Source organism: Mycobacterium paraffinicum, from assembly GCF_025822865.1.
In the GTDB taxonomy this organism is placed as follows: Bacteria; Actinomycetota; Actinomycetes; order Mycobacteriales; family Mycobacteriaceae; genus Mycobacterium; species Mycobacterium paraffinicum.
This window is the reverse complement of record NZ_JACKUR010000031.1, coordinates 94,736-109,697: the sequence shown is the minus strand read 5'-3', so window position 1 is coordinate 109,697 and position 14,962 is coordinate 94,736. Positions and strand designations below refer to the sequence as shown.

The following is a 14,962-nucleotide window of genomic DNA, read 5'->3' as shown; positions in this document are numbered from 1 at the left end:
TGGTGTTTGATTTTGGGGCGCTTCCGCCGGAGGTTAATTCGGCGCGGATTTACGCCGGTCCAGGGTCGGGGTCGTTGATGACCGCGGCGTCGGCGTGGAATGCGATTGCCGCGGAGTTGCAGTCGGCGGCGTTGAGCTATCAGAACGTGGTGACTCAGCTTGCCAGTGAGGAGTGGGCGGGCACGGCCTCGGCGACGATGGCGGCCGCGGCGACGCCGTATGCGGAGTGGCTGGCCACCACGGCGGCCCAGGCTGAGCAGGCGGCCGTGCAGGCCAGCTCGGCGGCGGCGGCCTATGAGGCGGCGTTTTCCGCGGTGGTGCCGCCGCCGGTGATCGCGGCCAACCGTGCGCTGGTGCAGCAGTTACAGGCGACCAACGTGATCGGGCAGAACACCGGGGCGATCGCGCAGTTGGAGGCCCAGTACGGCGAGTTTTGGGCGCAGGATGCCGGCGCGATGGCCAACTACTCGGTGCAGTCCACGGCGGCGACCAAGGGCATCACGCAGTTCCAGGCCGCGCCCAAGGTCACCAACGATGCGGGCACGGCCACCCAGTCCAGCACGGTGGCCAACGCGGCGGCCAACACCTCGGCCAGCAACACGGCCAACACCGTGCAAAAGGCGGCCACCACCGCCACCACGACCGCGGCCCCACAGGCCGCGGCGGCCGCGACGACGACCGACCCGCTGCAAGAGCTGTGGTTCCTGCTGACCGGCCAAACCACCATCCCGACCAACCTGGGAGCGGCCGTCAACGGCTACAGCCCGTTCGCCAGCCTGTTCTATAACACCGAGGGTCTGCCCTACTTCAGTACCGGTATGGCCAACACCTTCACCCAGATCTCCAAGACGGTGGGGTTGATCGGCGGTGCGGCTCCCGCGGCGGCCAAGGCCCTGCCCGGCCTGGGTGGACTCGGTGGCCTGCTCGGCGGCGGTGCCGGCGCGGTGCACCCGGCCGCCGCCATCGGCGGCGCGGCCTCCATCGGTGGCAAGTTGTCAGTGCCGGTGGCCTGGACCGGCGGCCCGGCCGTGCCGGCCATGGGACACACCGCCATCCCGGTCAGCGCCATCAGCGCCGCCCCCGAAGGAGCCGGNGCGCGGCCTCCATCGGTGGCAAGTTGTCAGTGCCGGTGGCCTGGACCGGCGGCCCGGCCGTGCCGGCCATGGGACACACCGCCATCCCGGTCAGCGCCATCAGCGCCGCCCCCGAAGGAGCCGGNGGCCCGGGCAACCTGCTCGGCGGCATGCCCCTGGCCGGCATGGGCACCGGCACCCACGCCGGCGCCGGACCCCGCTACGGCTTCCGCCCCACCGTCATGGCCCGACCCCCCTTCGCCGGATAGATCACACGCGGTGGAACCACGGAGCCGGCGTAAGCGACGAATGGACATGGACGCAGTCACGCCCCGCGGTACCGCTCGCCGCCCGCCCATCCCGGCCGAGAGGACCTAATGCCTCCGCTCAAGGGACTCAAAACCCTTTCGGAGAGGCCCGGTCGTCGTGGATGCTGTAGGCGGTCGCCGACCGTGTGGAAGGAGTTTGCGAGCAACGAGATCTTATTGCGAACCGCGGTGCCACAGCGGCTGGGAAAGGTCCACCAGCAACTTTGCCTGCCGGGTCCGTCACAGTTTGCTGTGACGCGACCGAAAGGTGCTGCGATCCAGGTCAGGCGCTGTTACTGTGGCGTTACCAAAAATGAATTCGCCGTACCGTCAAGTGAACAGTTGCAAACAGGCGGCTTCCGAAAGAGCTTCAGGGGTCGCGGTCATCTACTCTCTGCAGAGTCGGGGATTGAACTAGGAGGGAACCAAGTATGTCGTTCGTGACCACACAGCCCGAGGCTCTGGCTGCGGCGGCCGGAAACTTGCAGGCCATTGGCTCAACGCTGAGCGCTCAGAACGCGGCTGCCGCCGCCCCCACGACCGGGGTGGTGCCCGCTGCTGCCGACGAGGTGTCGGCGCTGACGGCGGCGCAGTTCGCGGCGCACGCGCAGATGTACCAGGCGGTTAGCGCGCAGGCCGCCGCCATTCACGAGGCATTCGTGAACACGCTGTCGACAAGTTCTGGCTCGTACGCTGCGACCGAGGCAATCAACGCAGCTGCCACGGGCTAGTCGGTTGGCGGTTGACGGTCTGGGACAGGACGTCTTCGACGTGGAATCCCACCTGACCGCCCAGCTACCGATGATCTCGGGGGCTGACGGCCGGACAACTCAAACGCCGGAGTTCGGGTTTGACGTCCGTCTCACCGTGTTAGTGCAACCGGTGGCCGCCGGCTGACGGGAAGGGGGGATCATCCTTTTGCATTCGGCTCGGCGGCTCGCCAGCGCGTGACCGGTCCGGCCATCGTCGTAACCACCGCAATTATCTGAGTACTCACTTAAAAAGGAGACAGCCACATGGCAACACGTTTTATGACTGACCCGCACGAAATGCGGGCGATGGCGGGCCTGTGGGCGTCCTCGATGAACATCGCCGGCTCCGGCTGGAGCGGTCAGGCCCAGGCCACCTCGTACGACACCATGGGTCAGGTCAACCAGGCCTTCCGCAACATCGTCAACATGCTGCACGGAGTCCGGGACGGACTGATCCGCGACGCGAACAACTACGAGCAGCAAGAGCAGGCCTCGCAGCAAATCCTCGGCAGCTAGCGTTTAAAACCGCGGCTGCGTACCATTCCAGACATTAGGAGAACACCGTTATGACAATCAATTACCAGTTCGGCGATGTCGACGCCCACGGTGCCTTGATCCGCGCCCAGGCCGCGTCTCTGGAGGCTGAGCACCAGGCCATCGTTCGCGATGTGCTTGCTGCGGGTGATCACCCAGTTGGGTCGCAACTTCCAGGTGATCTACGAGCAGGCCAACGCCCACGGGCAGAAGGTGCAGAGCGCCGGCAGCAACATGGCCAGCACCGACAGCGCCGTTGGGTCCAGCTGGGCCTAACCCCAACTTCAGGCGCGGCAGCACACCACAGATCGGTGTGCTGCCGCGTCCTGCGGTTACCGTGCACTTTGAACCCTTGAGGTATTGATGGATCAGCAGACCGCCCGCACCGACATCACCGTTAACGTCGACGGTTTCTGGATGCTCCAGGCCCTCCTGGACATCCGGCACGTCGCGCCCGAATTGCGGTGCCGGCCATTTGTCTCTACCGACTCGAGCGACTGGCTCAACGAGCATCCCGGCATGGCGGTGATGCGCGAGCAGGGCATCGTCGAAAACGATCAGGTGAACGAACATGTGGCCGCTCGGATGAGGGTGCTGGCCGCGCCGGACCTCGAGGTCATCGCCCTGCTGTCGCGGGGCAAGCTGCTTTACGGCGTGGTCGACGACGAGAATCAGCCACCCGGGTCGCGCGACATCCCCGACAACGAGTTCCGGGTGGTGCTGGCCCGACGCGGCCAGCACTGGGTGTCCGCGGTGCGCGTTGGCGGCGACATCACCGTCGACGACGTCGCGATCGCGGACAGCGCCTCGATCGCGTCCCTGGTGCTGGACGCGCTCGAGTCGATACACCACGCCGAGCCCGCGGCGATCAATGCGGTCAATGTGCCGCTGGAGGAAATGCTGGAAGCCACGAAGTCGTGGCAGGAGTCCGGCTTCAACGTGTTTTCCGGCGGCGACCTGCGACGGATGGGCATCAGTGCCGCCACCGTGGCCGCGCTGGGACAGGCCCTTTCCGATCCCGCGGCCGAGGTCGCGGTGTACGCGCGTCAGTACCGGGACGACGCGAAGGGCCCCAGCGCGTCGGTGCTGTCGCTCAAAGACGGTTCCGGCGGCCGCATCGCGCTGTACCAGCAGGCGCGGACGGCCGGGTCGGGGGAGGCCTGGCTGGCCATCTGCCCGGCGACCCCCCAATTGGTGCAGGTGGGCGTCAAGACGGTGCTGGACACCCTTCCCTACGGCGAGTGGAAAACCCACAGCAGGGTCTGACATTCGACGAAACATAAAGTTCACCAATGTCTTTGCACTCAACATGCGGTTGAGAAGCCAACACGGCATACTTCTCTAAGAGATTCAGCAAATCTCAAACCACTGTCACCAAGGTTTTAATCGCGAGGCGGGGTAGATGGAATTCGGATTGGTCGAGCTGCACTTTCCCGGCGGCGGCAGCGCCCCGGAAAGCGGGCCGGCGCAGGCTCCCGCCCGGCTGGCGGCACGGGGTTACACATTCACGACGGTAAGGGGTTCAGGGCGATGACTGCGGTAGTTGAAGCGCTACAGCCTGACGTTGAGGGAATTTCGCAACCTCGGGCGGTCGTGGTCGGCGTTATGGCCGGGGCGGGCGTACAGATCGGCGTCCTGCTGGACGCCAACGCCCCCGTCTCGGTGATGACCGAGCCGCTGCTGAAGGTGGTGAACGGCCGACTCAGGGAGCTCGGCGAGACCCCGCTGGAGGCCACGGGCCGCGGCAGGTGGGCGCTCTGCCTGGTGGACGGCAGCCCGTTGCGGGCCACCCAGTCCCTGACCGAACAGGACGTCTACGACGGCGACCGGCTGTGGATCCGGTTCATCCAGGACACCGAGCATCGCTCGCAGGTCATCGAGCACATCTCCACCGCGGTCGCGGCAAACCTGAGCAAGCGGTTCGCCGCGATCGATCCCGTCGTTGCGGTGCAGGTCGGTGCGTCGATGGTGGCGGCCGGGGTTACGGCCGCGTCCGGCTTGTTGCTCTGGTACCGCTGGCACCACAACTCCTGGCTGCCGACGGCGTACTCCGCGGTGATCGCCGCGGTGGTGCTGGGCGTCTCCCTGATGCTGCAGATGCGGGCCCGCACCCAGCAGGATCGCCGCATCGCCGACATCATGCTGGTGAGCGGCCTGGCGCCGCTCACCGTCGCCGCCGCGGCGGCGCCGCCCGGTGGAGTGGGGTCCCCACACGCGGTGTTGGCCTTCGGCGTGCTCACCATCGCCGCGATGCTCGCCCTGCGTTTCACCGGCCGCCGGCTGGGGCTCTACACCGCGCTCATCACCATCAGCCTGGTCACGGCGATCGCGGCCCTGGCGCGAATGGTCGCGATGACCAGTGCGGTGACGCTGCTGACCAGCGCCGTTCTCGTGTGCGTGCTGGTCTATCACACCGCGCCGGCGCTTTCGCGCCGCCTGGCCGGCATTCGTCTGCCGGTGTTCCCGTCGGCGACCAGCCGGTGGGTGTTCGAGGCCCGGCCGGACCTGCCGACCACCGTGGTGCGCTCCGACGGCGGCCCGCCGGTCCTGGAGGGACCCGCATCCGTGCGCGACGTCTTGGTGCAGGCCGAACGCGCCCGCTCCTTCTTGACCGGCCTGCTGGTCGGGCTGGGCGTCTTGATGATCGTCTCGCTGGCGGCCTTGTCGGATCCGCACACCGGCCAACGCTGGCTGCCGCTGTTGCTGGCCGGCTTCAGCGCCGGGTTCCTGATGCTGCGCGGACGTTCCTACGTCGACCGCTGGCAGGCGATCACCCTGGCCGTGACGGCCGTCCTCATCGTGGGTGCCGTGGTGGCGCGGTACGCGCTCGTGTTGCAGTCGCCCCTGGCCGTGTCGATCAGCGCGGCGATCCTGGTCCTACTGCCGGCGGCCGGCCTCACGTCCGCGGCCGTGGTGCCCAACACCATCTACAGCCCGCTGTTCCGCAAGTTCGTGGAATGGATCGAATACCTCTGCCTGATGCCGATTTTCCCGCTGGCATTGTGGTTGATGAATGTCTATGCAGCAATCCGCTACCGGTAGTAGCAAGGTGTGGCGAGGGCGCGCTTCCGCTGCGGCCCTCGCCGCAATCTTGCTCGCCTCAGGAGCATTGGCCGGGTTACCACCCGCTTATGCGATTTCGCCGCCGACGATTGATCCCGGCGCGGTGCCGCCCGACGGTCCGCCCGGGCCGTCGGCGCCGATGAAGCAGAATTCATACTGCACCGAGGTCGGCGTGCTGCCCGGCACAGATTTCCGGTTGCAGCCGAAGTACATGGACATGCTGAACCTGCAGGAGGCATGGCAGTTCGGCCGCGGCGCCGGCATCAAGGTGGCCGTCATCGACACCGGTGTAAGCCCCCACCCGCGGTTTCCGCGCCTGATCCCCGGCGGTGACTACGTCATGGGCGGCGACGGGCTGTCGGACTGCGACGCCCACGGCACGATCGTGGCCTCGATGATCGGCGCCGCGCCGGCCAACGGCGCCGGAGTGCCACCGGCCGCGCCGCGCCGGCCCGTCACCATCCCCACCACTGAACCGCCACCGAAAGCGCCGCCGCCCCAGACGGTGACGTTGTCGCCCTTGCCCCAGACCGTCACGATGGTTCCGCCTTCGCCGACTGAGCAACAGCCGGCTCCGGGACCGTTCGGGCTGCCACCGCCGCCGCCCGCGCCCGCAGGTCCACCGCCGGGACCGCCGCAGGGCGGCCAGGCCCCGGCCGGCAACCACGGTGGCGGCACGGTGACCATACCCAGCTACTCCGGTGGGAGCCACGTGGTCGGTGTCGACAACTCGCGCGGCCCGCGCCCGCTGGATCCGCCGCCCAGCCCGCCACCTCCACCGCCGGCACCGCCGGCACCGCCCTCGGCTGGTCCGGACGCCTTCAGCGGTGTCGCCCCGGATGTGGACATCATCGGGATCCGCCAGTCGAGCCAGGCCTTCGGCCTCAAGGACGCCTACACCGGCGACGAAGATCCGCAGACTCGCGCGAAGATCGACGGCGTCCAGACGATGGCCCGGGCGATCGTGCACGCCGCCAACATGGGCGCGCAGATCATCAACATCTCGGACGTGACCTGCATGAGCGCGCGCAACATCGTCGACCAGCGCGCGCTGGGTGCCGCGGTGCGTTATGCGGCGGTCGACAAGAACGCCGTGATCGTGGCCGCGGCCGGTGACACGAGCAAGAAGGACTGCAAGCAGAACCCGGCGCATGATCCGTTGCAGCCCAACGATCCTCGCAACTGGAATTCCGTCACCACCGTCGTGACGCCGTCCTGGTTCAGCGACTATGTCCTGACAGTGGGCGCGGTCGACGAGGATGGCCGGCCGATGACCCAGGGCAACCAGGGGCAGGCATCGACGAGCGTGGCCGGTCCCTGGGTGGGCATCGCCGCGCCCGGTACCGACGTCATCGGGCTATCCCCCCGGGACGACGGCGTCATCAACGCGATCGACGGGCCGGACAACACGCTGCTGGTCCCATCCGGCACCAGCTTCTCGGCCGCGATCGTGTCCGGCGTCGCCGCCCTCGTTCGCGCGAAGTTCCCCCAGCTGTCGGCGTACCAGGTCATCAACCGGCTGACCCGAACCGCCCGCGCGCCGGCGCGCGGCGTGGATAACCAGATCGGGCACGGCGTCGTCGACCCGGTGGCGGCACTGACGTGGGACGTCCCCGAAGGGCCGTTGAAGCCGCCGCAGCAACTTTCGGCGCCGCTGAACATACCGAAGCCCGTCCCACCGCGGGATATGGTGCCAGTGTGGGTGGCCGCCGGAGGCTTGCTCGGGGCGTTACTGATCGGTGGGGGCGTGTTTGGAACGGCGATGCTGATGAAGCGATCGCGGAAGCAGCAATAAGGGCGGAGCAGCAACTGTCATGAAAGCTCAGCGCAGGTTCGGTTTGTCATTGTCGTGGCCGCGGGTCACCGCGGTCCTCCTGGTCGACGTCGCCATCTTGGTGGTGGCCAGCCACTGCCCGGAGTCCTGGCAGGGCACCTATCGCATCGCGTTCTGGGTGGGCGTCGGGCTCGCGGCGTTGATCGCCCTGTTCTCGCTGATCACCTACCACGGCGTGACGGTGACATCGGCATTGGCCACCTGGCTGTGGGATTGGTCCGCCGACCCCGGCACCGCGCTGGGCGCCGGCTGCACGCCGGCGCTCGACTACCAGCGCCGCTTCGGGCGCGACAAGGTGGGCGTGCGCGAATACGAGGGCCAGCTGGTCTCGGTCGTCGCGGTGAACGGGGACGACGACGACCAGTCGTCGCGCCACCGGCACCGGACCTCGCCGCCCACCCTGCTGGTGCAGGCGGTGGCTGATGGCTTGCGGCAGTTCGACATTCACCTCGACAACATCGACATCGTGTCGGTGAAGGTGCGCCGCGGCGGCAACGCCGCCGAGCTGTCGAAGCTCGACGACTGGGGCCCCGAGGAGTGGGAGGTGGCGAACGGAGAGCCTTCCTCGTACGTTCGCCGCACCTGGCTGGTGTTGCGGATGAACCCGCAACGCAACATCGCCGCTGTGGCGGTCCGCGATTCGCTGGCTTCGACTTTGGTGGCGGCCACCGAGCGGCTGGCACAGGATCTCGATGGACTCACTTGTGCCGCAAGGCCGTTGACCGCCGAGGAGATCACCGAGGTCGACCGCGCGGTGCTGGCCGACCTGGAGCCCACCTGGAGCCGGCCCGGCTGGCGCCACCTCAAACACTTCAACGGCTTCACCACCAGCTTCTGGGTGACGCCCGCCGACATCACCACCGACACGCTCGACGAGCTGTGGCAGGCGGACACCGTCGCCACCGTGCTGACGGTCCGGCTCACCGCTCGCGCGGGCCGGCCGCAGGTCTCGGCCTGGGTGCGCTACCACACCGAGAGGCGGCTGCCCCGGAACGTTTCGTCCGGCCTGAATCGCCTCACCGGGCGCCAGTTGGCCGCGGTCCGCGCCAGCCTGCCCGCCCCGGCGACGCACGCCTCGCTTGTCTTGCCGTGCCGCGCCGTGCGTGACGACGACGAGCTCACCCTGTCGGTCGGTCAGCTGCGGGAGAGCCCGGCGGGCGTGCCTGTGGCGCAATGACACGGCCCCAATCGACCGCTGAGGGCGCCCGCAACGCGATGGTCGCCGGCCTGCTGGCATCGGGGATATCGGTCAATGGGCTCCAGCCCAGTCACAACCCGCAGGTGGCCTCGCAGATGTTCGCCACGGCCAGCAACCTGGACCCCGGGATGTGTGATGCCTGGCTGGCGCGGTTGCTGGCGGGGGAGCGGAGCATCGAGGTGCTCGCCGGTGCGTGGGCGTCGATCCGCACGTTCGGATGGGAGACCCGCCGGCTAGGGGTCACCGAGTTGCACTTCCGTCCCCAGGTCTCGGATGGCTTGTTCCTGCAGCTGGCCGTCACCAGCGTCGAGTCACTGGCGTGCGCTTACGCGGCCGTGCTGGCCGAGGCCAAACGCTACGAGGAGGCGGCGGAACTACTCGACGGGGTCGAGCCGCGCCAACCCTTCGAGCAGGAGCTGGTCGACTATGTGCGGGGCATCCTGTATTTCCGCACCGGGCGGTGGCCGGATCTGCTCAACCAATTCCCTGAGGGCAAGGTCTGGCGTCAGCCCGAACTGAAGGCCGCTGGAGCGGCCATGGCGACGACGGCGCTGGCGTCGCTCGGCGTCTTCGAGGAGGCGATCCGACGGGGCCAGGACGCGATTGAAGGGGACCGCGTTCCGGGAGCGGCCAATATCGCCCTCTACACCCAGGGGATGTGCTTGCGGCACCTGGGCCGCGAAGAAGAGGCCGTCGAGCTGTTGCGCCGGGTGTATTCGCGGGATCCGAAGTTCAGCCCGGCCCGCGAAGCGCTGGATAACCCGAACTATCGCCTGGTCCTGACCGACCCGGAAACCATTGAGGCGCGCACAGATCCGTGGGACGCGGACAGCGCGCCGACCCGGGAGGAGACGGAGGCCGCGCGCCACGCCGAGGAGGCCGCTAGGTACCTGGCCGAGGGCGACGCCGAGCTCAACGCGATGCTGGGCATGGAACGCGCCAAGCGGGAAATCAAGCTCATCAAGGCGACGACGAAGGTGAACCTGGCCCGCGCCAAGATGGGCCTTCCGGTGCCGGTGACCTCGCGCCACACACTGCTGCTGGGTCCGCCCGGGACCGGTAAGACCTCCGTGGCGCGGGCCTTCAGCAAACAGTTGTGCGGCTTGACGGTGCTGCGTAAACCGGTGGTGGTCGAAACCAGCCGCACCAAGTTGCTGGGCCGGTACATGGCCGACGCGGAGAAGAACACCGAGGAGATGCTCGAGGAAGCCCTCGGCGGGGCGGTCTTCTTCGACGAGATGCACACGTTGCACGAGAAGGGCTACCAGCAAGGTGACCCGTACGGCAACGCGATCATCAACACGTTGCTGTTGTACATGGAGAACCATCGCGACGAGCTCGTCGTCTTCGGTGCCGGTTACGCGAAGGCGATGGAGAAGATGCTGGACGTGAATCAGGGTCTGCGGCGGCGGTTTTCGACCGTGATCGAGTTCTTCAGCTATACGCCCGACGAGCTGGTCGCGTTGACCCGGTTGATGGGCCAGGAGAACGAGGACGTCATCACCGAGGAAGCGGCGCATTCCCTATTGCCTTCGTACACCAGGTTTTATCTCGACGAGAGCTACTCCGAAGACGGCGACCTGATCCGCGGCATCGATACGCTCGGCAATGCCGGTTTCGTGCGCAATGTGGTCGAAAAGGCCCGCGATCACCGCAGTTTCCGTCTGGACGACGACGACCTGGATGCGGTGCTGGCGAGCGACGTCACCGAGTTCAGCGAACGCCAGCTCCTGCGGTTCAAGGAACTGACCCAGGAGGACCTGGCCGAGGGCCTCAGCGCGGCGGTCGCCGAGAACAAGACGACATAGGTCGCGCGGCGAAATCACCTCGGCTTGTTGCTGCCCGGGCCGCGACTGACGCCGAATCAGCCTTCCGCAGGGTTCTGCGGCGGTGTCCGGTTTAGCCGGGTTTCTCCGCCGTGAGCAACCGGCGCGGCAGTGGACCGCGATACGGATGCCATCCGCCCACCCGGCTCGGTGACGGTGGCCCTCCACCGGTTTTCTACTGCAAACTGCCTTTGAAGAAGAGGGCACGTTCAGCAACGTCATAGCCGACGCAGCGGAGTCTCCAAGCGTCGCCCAAACCGTCGATGACCAGGCCAACAGGGCCTCCCAGGAAACTGCCAGCAGCTAATCAGCGGCGCGGCAGAGTAGCCCATCTACCCTTCGTGTGGGTGAACAGTAGGGGAACGCCATGACAATCGGCTATCAGTTCGGCGCAGGTGGGCGTGCAGCCACTTGGCGTCCAGGCGGCGTCGCTGGTGACCGAGCGTCACCCTCGTTCGCGGCGTACCGGCGGCGCGAGGCTGCCGCGACGGTGCGGGCCCGGTGGGCCGCCCCGGTTGGGTCGCAGCTTCGGGGTGATCCAGCAACGGCCAGTGCCTCACGGGCAAACGTTCTCGACCACCGGCAGCAACGCGGCCAGCACCGACAACGCCGTCGGTTTCGGTTGGGCGCAGTTGTGTCCCGATCGGGCTGACACGCTTGCTCTGAGCTTGCTGGTTTAATACGCGGCCGACATCGCGCATATGCTCCATATGCGTATTTCTGCTGTCTTGCCATATGGCGATAGGAGGGATTCAGCGCTTCCAATCCATCCTGCATTCCACTGGAAATCAATTTAGCGCGATCGACAATAACGTCGATCCGGAGGACTTCCATTGCCAGAATTGGCGGTTTGCGCGTGGCGCTAAACCGTTGCCTAGCTGTGCCTTAACGTCGACTACCTGGGTGTATGCAAAATCACATACAGATAGCTGTGCCTTGGAGTTCTCACAACAGCCGATGGCGGCGTGACATTTGCTTTTTACAGTTTGTTACGCGGAGGGAACGCGGCCCGAAATGCGTCACCGACACAATGCTCCTATATTCATGGCGGGTTGAGGCGCGCAATCTTCGCGGGAATTTCAGTTCGGGAAGGAATGGTCTGTTGTTTGAAGTATGTGGAATGAGCTCGTGGCTTCAAAAACGGATCTGATGGATTTCATTAGAACCTTGCCGCGGTTGCGGCCGAGGCAGCAAAGCCGCGCCTACCCTGGCGGCCACCTGAGGGAGGGGAGGTAGTCGATGTTGGACTTCGGAGCGCTTCCGCCGGAGATCAACTCGGGGCGGATGTACGTCGGTGCGGGGTCGGGTCCGCTGCTGGCCGCTGCGGCGGCGTGGGACGAATTGGCCGCGGAGCTGCAGGCCACCAGCGCCTCGTACGGGTCGACCATCGAGACGCTGGCGTCGGGGCCATGGACGGGTCCGTCGTCGATAGCAATGGCCGCCGCCGCCGCGCCATACGTCGCGTGGATGAACGCCACCGGCGCTCAGGCGGAGGAGGCCGGTGCCCAGGCCAAGCTGGCCGCGGGCGCCTACGAGACGGCGTTCGCGGCCACGGTGCCGCCACCGGTGATCGCGGCCAATCGCGCACTGCTGGCAACGCTCATCGCCACCAACATCCTCGGCCAGAACACCCCGGCGATCGCCGCCACCGAAGCCCAATACATGGAGATGTGGGCCCAGGACGCCGCCGCGATGTACGGCTATGCCGCGTCATCGGCGACCGCATCCCAACTGACACCGTTCGCCGAGCCGCCGAGGACCACCAACGAGTCGGCCGGCCCGATGCAGGCGGCCGCAGTCACGCAGTCGGGTGCGCAATCCAGCTCCAATACGGCCTCTCAGCTCAGCACGCTGCAACCCCTGCTGAACGCCGGCAACGTCGCGGCGGCCAACCCTACGACGGGGACTGGAATCACCACTGGAATCGGGCAAAACCTCGACTACTGGAACAACATCTGGTCGGTGCTGACGGGCCCGTATTCGCCCCAGTCATGGAGCAGCGTCCCGGGTGGCCCCTTCCTGTCGTTCGGTCAGGCGTACGCCTGGGGCCAGAACGGCCAGAGCGCCGCGGCCTATTTGTCCGGCCCGAAGGCGATCTCCGGGGCGCTGGCGCCGCTGACCAACGGACCCAGCGCTGTTCGCCCCATGCTGAGTTCCGCCGTCGGACCGGTTTCGGGCTCAATGGGCAAAGCGCCCCTGGTCGGCAGCATGTCGGTACCGCAGGGCTGGACGGAGGCGGCGCCGACCATCCGCACCGTCGCCCAGGTGATGCCGACCAACCTGGCTGCCGCCCCGGCCGCTGCGCTGGCCGGCGAAGAGGGCGTCTTCAGCCAAATGGGTCTGTCCAGCTTGCTCGGGCGGGCCGTCGCCGCGAGCGCAACCCACCCCATGAGCGGAAGTGCCGCCGCAGCGGCCAGCTCGCTGGGCGGTGCCGTAGCCGAGGCCGATCCGGCCGCCGCCACCATCATCGTGATCCCGTGCATCGAGGAGTGACCGCCATGAACACACCGCACCCCGCTCCAGCACCGTCCACCCAGTCGCCAGCCACCAGGTAAGGGGTCACAGATGTTTTACGGAGCCTTTCCGCCGGAGTTCAATTCGGGCCGGATGTATGCCGGTCCGGGACCGGAGTCGTTGGTGGCGGCCGCAACCGCGTGGGAGCATCTGGCCGCGGAGTTGCAGTCCGCGGCGTCGGCCTATTCGTCGGTGGTTTCGGGCCTGGCCACCGGGCCATGGGTGGGCCCCTCATCAATTGCCATGGCCTCGGCGGCAGCACCCTATGTGACCTGGATGCAGCAGGCCGCGACCCAGGCCCAGGAAGCCGCCACTCAGGCCAACGCGGCGGTGGCCGCGTACGAGGCGGCGTTCGCCGCGCACGTGCCGCCGCCGGTGATCGCGGAGAACCGTGCCCTCTTGGCGCAGCTGATGGCGACCAACCTGTTCGGGCAGAACACTGCCGCGATCGCGGCCACCGAGACCCAGTACAGCGAGATGTGGGCCCAGGACGCCGTGGCGATGGACAGCTACGCCACCTCGTCGGAGGCGGCCTCGAGGTTTACGCCGTTCTCGGAGCCGCCCGCGACCACGAACACCGCCGGCACGACCATGCAGGCGGCCGCGATCAGCCAAAGTGCCGGCACCTCCGCCGGCAATGCCGGGTCAACGGTCAGCGCGGCAGCCAACTCGCTGACCACGACCGCGACAGCGGGCAACCCGATACTGGCATGGCTCTCGCAGCTCGCCACCCAGTACAACACCACCATCACCACCTTCTTGAAAGGCTTCGGCACAACTCCAGGCGGCACCCCCTTGATCACGGCCATGTACAACGCGGTCAAGGTGCCACTGGGCCTGACCACACAGTTCAACGACGTCGGACTGCTGATCAACTTCCCCCTGTCGCAGTGGCTCAAGTTCGCCCCACCCGCCGCCTACGGCGCGCTACCGAAGGATGCGCTGGGCGCCGGCCTGGGGGCGCTGGGCTTCGGCCGGGGCACGCTCTACGACGCGATCACCCCGACGGCGGGCTTCGCGCGTGGCACGTTGGTGGGGCAGTTGAGCGTTCCGCCCAGCTGGGCCTCGGCCACCCCGGCCATCCGAACGGTTGCCGCCGCACTGTCGGCCGCGGGACCCGAGGCGGTGCCGGCGGCCGCGCTGGGCGAGGGCAGCCTGTTCAGTTCGATGGGAATGGCGGGGATGTTGGGCAGCGCCCTCGGCGCCGGGGGGCCCACCGTGGTGGGCGCCGGCGTGCGCAACCGGATGAAACCCATCAAGGACCTCAAAGACAAGCAATCGCCGGAACAGCTGAAGCGTCTGGTCGCGCAGATTTCGGAGAAACCCGAAACCGTGCAGCACCACAACGTCGACCAGGAAGGTCTCGACGCCCTGCTCGAGCAGCTGGCGAAGAAACCCGGCATCCACGCCGTGCACCTGAAAAAGGGCGACAAGTCCAAAGTCCTGCCCGCTGATGCCCAATTGGGTTAGCGACCAACATGATTCAACCCTCTGCAGCTACGCGCAAGGAAGGCGAGCAATGAAACGGTTACTGGTTCTACTGGGCTTCCCCGTCATGATCGGCCTGGCAGCACCGGCATACGCCGATCCTCCACCCGTGCCGGACGGCGATGACGGGGCGTTCCTCGCCGCCCTGCATACGGCCGGCTTCGGCTTCGCAAGTCCGGATGCGGCCGTCGGGGCGGGCCGGGCGGTGTGTTCGTGCCTGAACAATGGGGAATCGGGCTTGGAGCTGGTCCATGATGTGAAGATGCACAATCCGGGCATGGACATGGAGATGGCTTCCAACTTCGCCATGATCTCCGCGAAATACTACTGCCCGCACCAGCTCAGCAAGGCCTGATCGGGGCGGGGCCCCCG

General features: G+C 67.1%; 10 protein-coding genes and 2 pseudogenes. All 12 read left to right on the top strand.

The window, feature by feature from the left end; genetic code table 11:
- The first annotated feature begins 2 nt into the window (after positions 1–2).
- The 12 genes and pseudogenes from H7J89_RS21755 (at position 3) to H7J89_RS21695 (ending at position 14,945) form a co-directional block, all read left to right on the top strand.
- Positions 3–1,342 (top strand): annotated as a pseudogene (locus tag H7J89_RS21755) (PPE family protein, SVP subgroup).
- Positions 1,343–1,812: 470 nt separating this feature from the next.
- Positions 1,813–2,112, top strand: a complete 300-nt coding sequence (locus H7J89_RS21745) for a PE family protein (RefSeq protein ID WP_066957025.1) — start codon at positions 1,813–1,815, stop codon at positions 2,110–2,112.
- Positions 2,113–2,397: 285 nt separating this feature from the next.
- Positions 2,398–2,649 carry a WXG100 family type VII secretion target gene (locus H7J89_RS21740; protein WP_264046529.1) on the top strand — a complete coding sequence of 84 codons (252 nt, stop codon included), beginning with the start codon at positions 2,398–2,400 and terminating at the stop codon, positions 2,647–2,649.
- Positions 2,650–2,699: 50 nt separating this feature from the next.
- Positions 2,700–2,943 (top strand): annotated as a pseudogene (locus H7J89_RS21735) (type VII secretion protein EsxI).
- 87 nt (positions 2,944–3,030) lie between these two features.
- Positions 3,031–3,933 carry an ESX secretion-associated protein EspG gene (locus H7J89_RS21730; protein ID WP_055405688.1) on the top strand — a complete coding sequence of 301 codons (903 nt, stop codon included), beginning with the start codon at positions 3,031–3,033 and terminating at the stop codon, positions 3,931–3,933.
- A gap of 264 nt (positions 3,934–4,197) precedes the next feature.
- Positions 4,198–5,709: a type VII secretion integral membrane protein EccD gene (gene eccD, locus H7J89_RS21725; protein WP_264046522.1), complete on the top strand. Its 1,512-nt coding sequence runs from the start codon at positions 4,198–4,200 to the stop codon at positions 5,707–5,709.
- A complete protein-coding gene (locus tag H7J89_RS21720) occupies positions 5,687–7,525 on the top strand; it encodes a type VII secretion-associated serine protease mycosin (protein WP_264046520.1) in 1,839 nt (612 codons plus the stop codon). Before eccD ends, H7J89_RS21720 begins: the two co-directional genes overlap by 23 nt.
- 19 nt (positions 7,526–7,544) lie before the next feature.
- Complete coding sequence (eccE, locus tag H7J89_RS21715; RefSeq protein ID WP_264046519.1) at positions 7,545–8,741, top strand: type VII secretion protein EccE; 1,197 nt, start codon at positions 7,545–7,547, stop codon at positions 8,739–8,741.
- Positions 8,738–10,570 (top strand): type VII secretion AAA-ATPase EccA, encoded by a 1,833-nt coding sequence (eccA, locus tag H7J89_RS21710; protein WP_264046517.1) that lies wholly within the window; start codon positions 8,738–8,740, stop codon positions 10,568–10,570. Before eccE ends, eccA begins: the two co-directional genes overlap by 4 nt.
- 1,257 nt (positions 10,571–11,827) lie before the next feature.
- Entirely contained in the window at positions 11,828–13,081 is a 1,254-nt protein-coding gene (locus H7J89_RS21705; protein WP_264046515.1) for a PPE family protein, read from the top strand.
- 72 nt (positions 13,082–13,153) lie between these two features.
- Positions 13,154–14,572, top strand: coding sequence for a PPE family protein (locus H7J89_RS21700; RefSeq protein ID WP_264046513.1), 1,419 nt, complete (start codon positions 13,154–13,156; stop codon positions 14,570–14,572).
- 49 nt (positions 14,573–14,621) lie between these two features.
- On the top strand, positions 14,622–14,945 hold the full coding sequence (locus H7J89_RS21695) for a DUF732 domain-containing protein (RefSeq protein ID WP_264046511.1): 324 nt from the start codon (positions 14,622–14,624) through the stop codon (positions 14,943–14,945).
- Positions 14,946–14,962: the final 17 nt, after the last annotated feature.

Excerpts from the sequence above, each read along its gene's own strand:
- H7J89_RS21745 (WP_066957025.1), top strand. The coding sequence starts at position 1,813 with ATGTCGTTCGTGACCACACAGCCCGAGGCTCTGGCTGCGGCGGCCGGA.
- H7J89_RS21740 (WP_264046529.1), top strand. The coding sequence starts at position 2,398 with ATGGCAACACGTTTTATGACTGACCCGCACGAAATGCGGGCGATGGCG.
- H7J89_RS21730 (WP_055405688.1), top strand. The coding sequence starts at position 3,031 with ATGGATCAGCAGACCGCCCGCACCGACATCACCGTTAACGTCGACGGT.
- eccD (WP_264046522.1), top strand. The coding sequence starts at position 4,198 with ATGACTGCGGTAGTTGAAGCGCTACAGCCTGACGTTGAGGGAATTTCG.
- H7J89_RS21720 (WP_264046520.1), top strand. The coding sequence starts at position 5,687 with ATGCAGCAATCCGCTACCGGTAGTAGCAAGGTGTGGCGAGGGCGCGCT.
- eccE (WP_264046519.1), top strand. The coding sequence starts at position 7,545 with ATGAAAGCTCAGCGCAGGTTCGGTTTGTCATTGTCGTGGCCGCGGGTC.
- eccA (WP_264046517.1), top strand. The coding sequence starts at position 8,738 with ATGACACGGCCCCAATCGACCGCTGAGGGCGCCCGCAACGCGATGGTC.
- H7J89_RS21705 (WP_264046515.1), top strand. The coding sequence starts at position 11,828 with ATGTTGGACTTCGGAGCGCTTCCGCCGGAGATCAACTCGGGGCGGATG.
- H7J89_RS21700 (WP_264046513.1), top strand. The coding sequence starts at position 13,154 with ATGTTTTACGGAGCCTTTCCGCCGGAGTTCAATTCGGGCCGGATGTAT.
- H7J89_RS21695 (WP_264046511.1), top strand. The coding sequence starts at position 14,622 with ATGAAACGGTTACTGGTTCTACTGGGCTTCCCCGTCATGATCGGCCTG.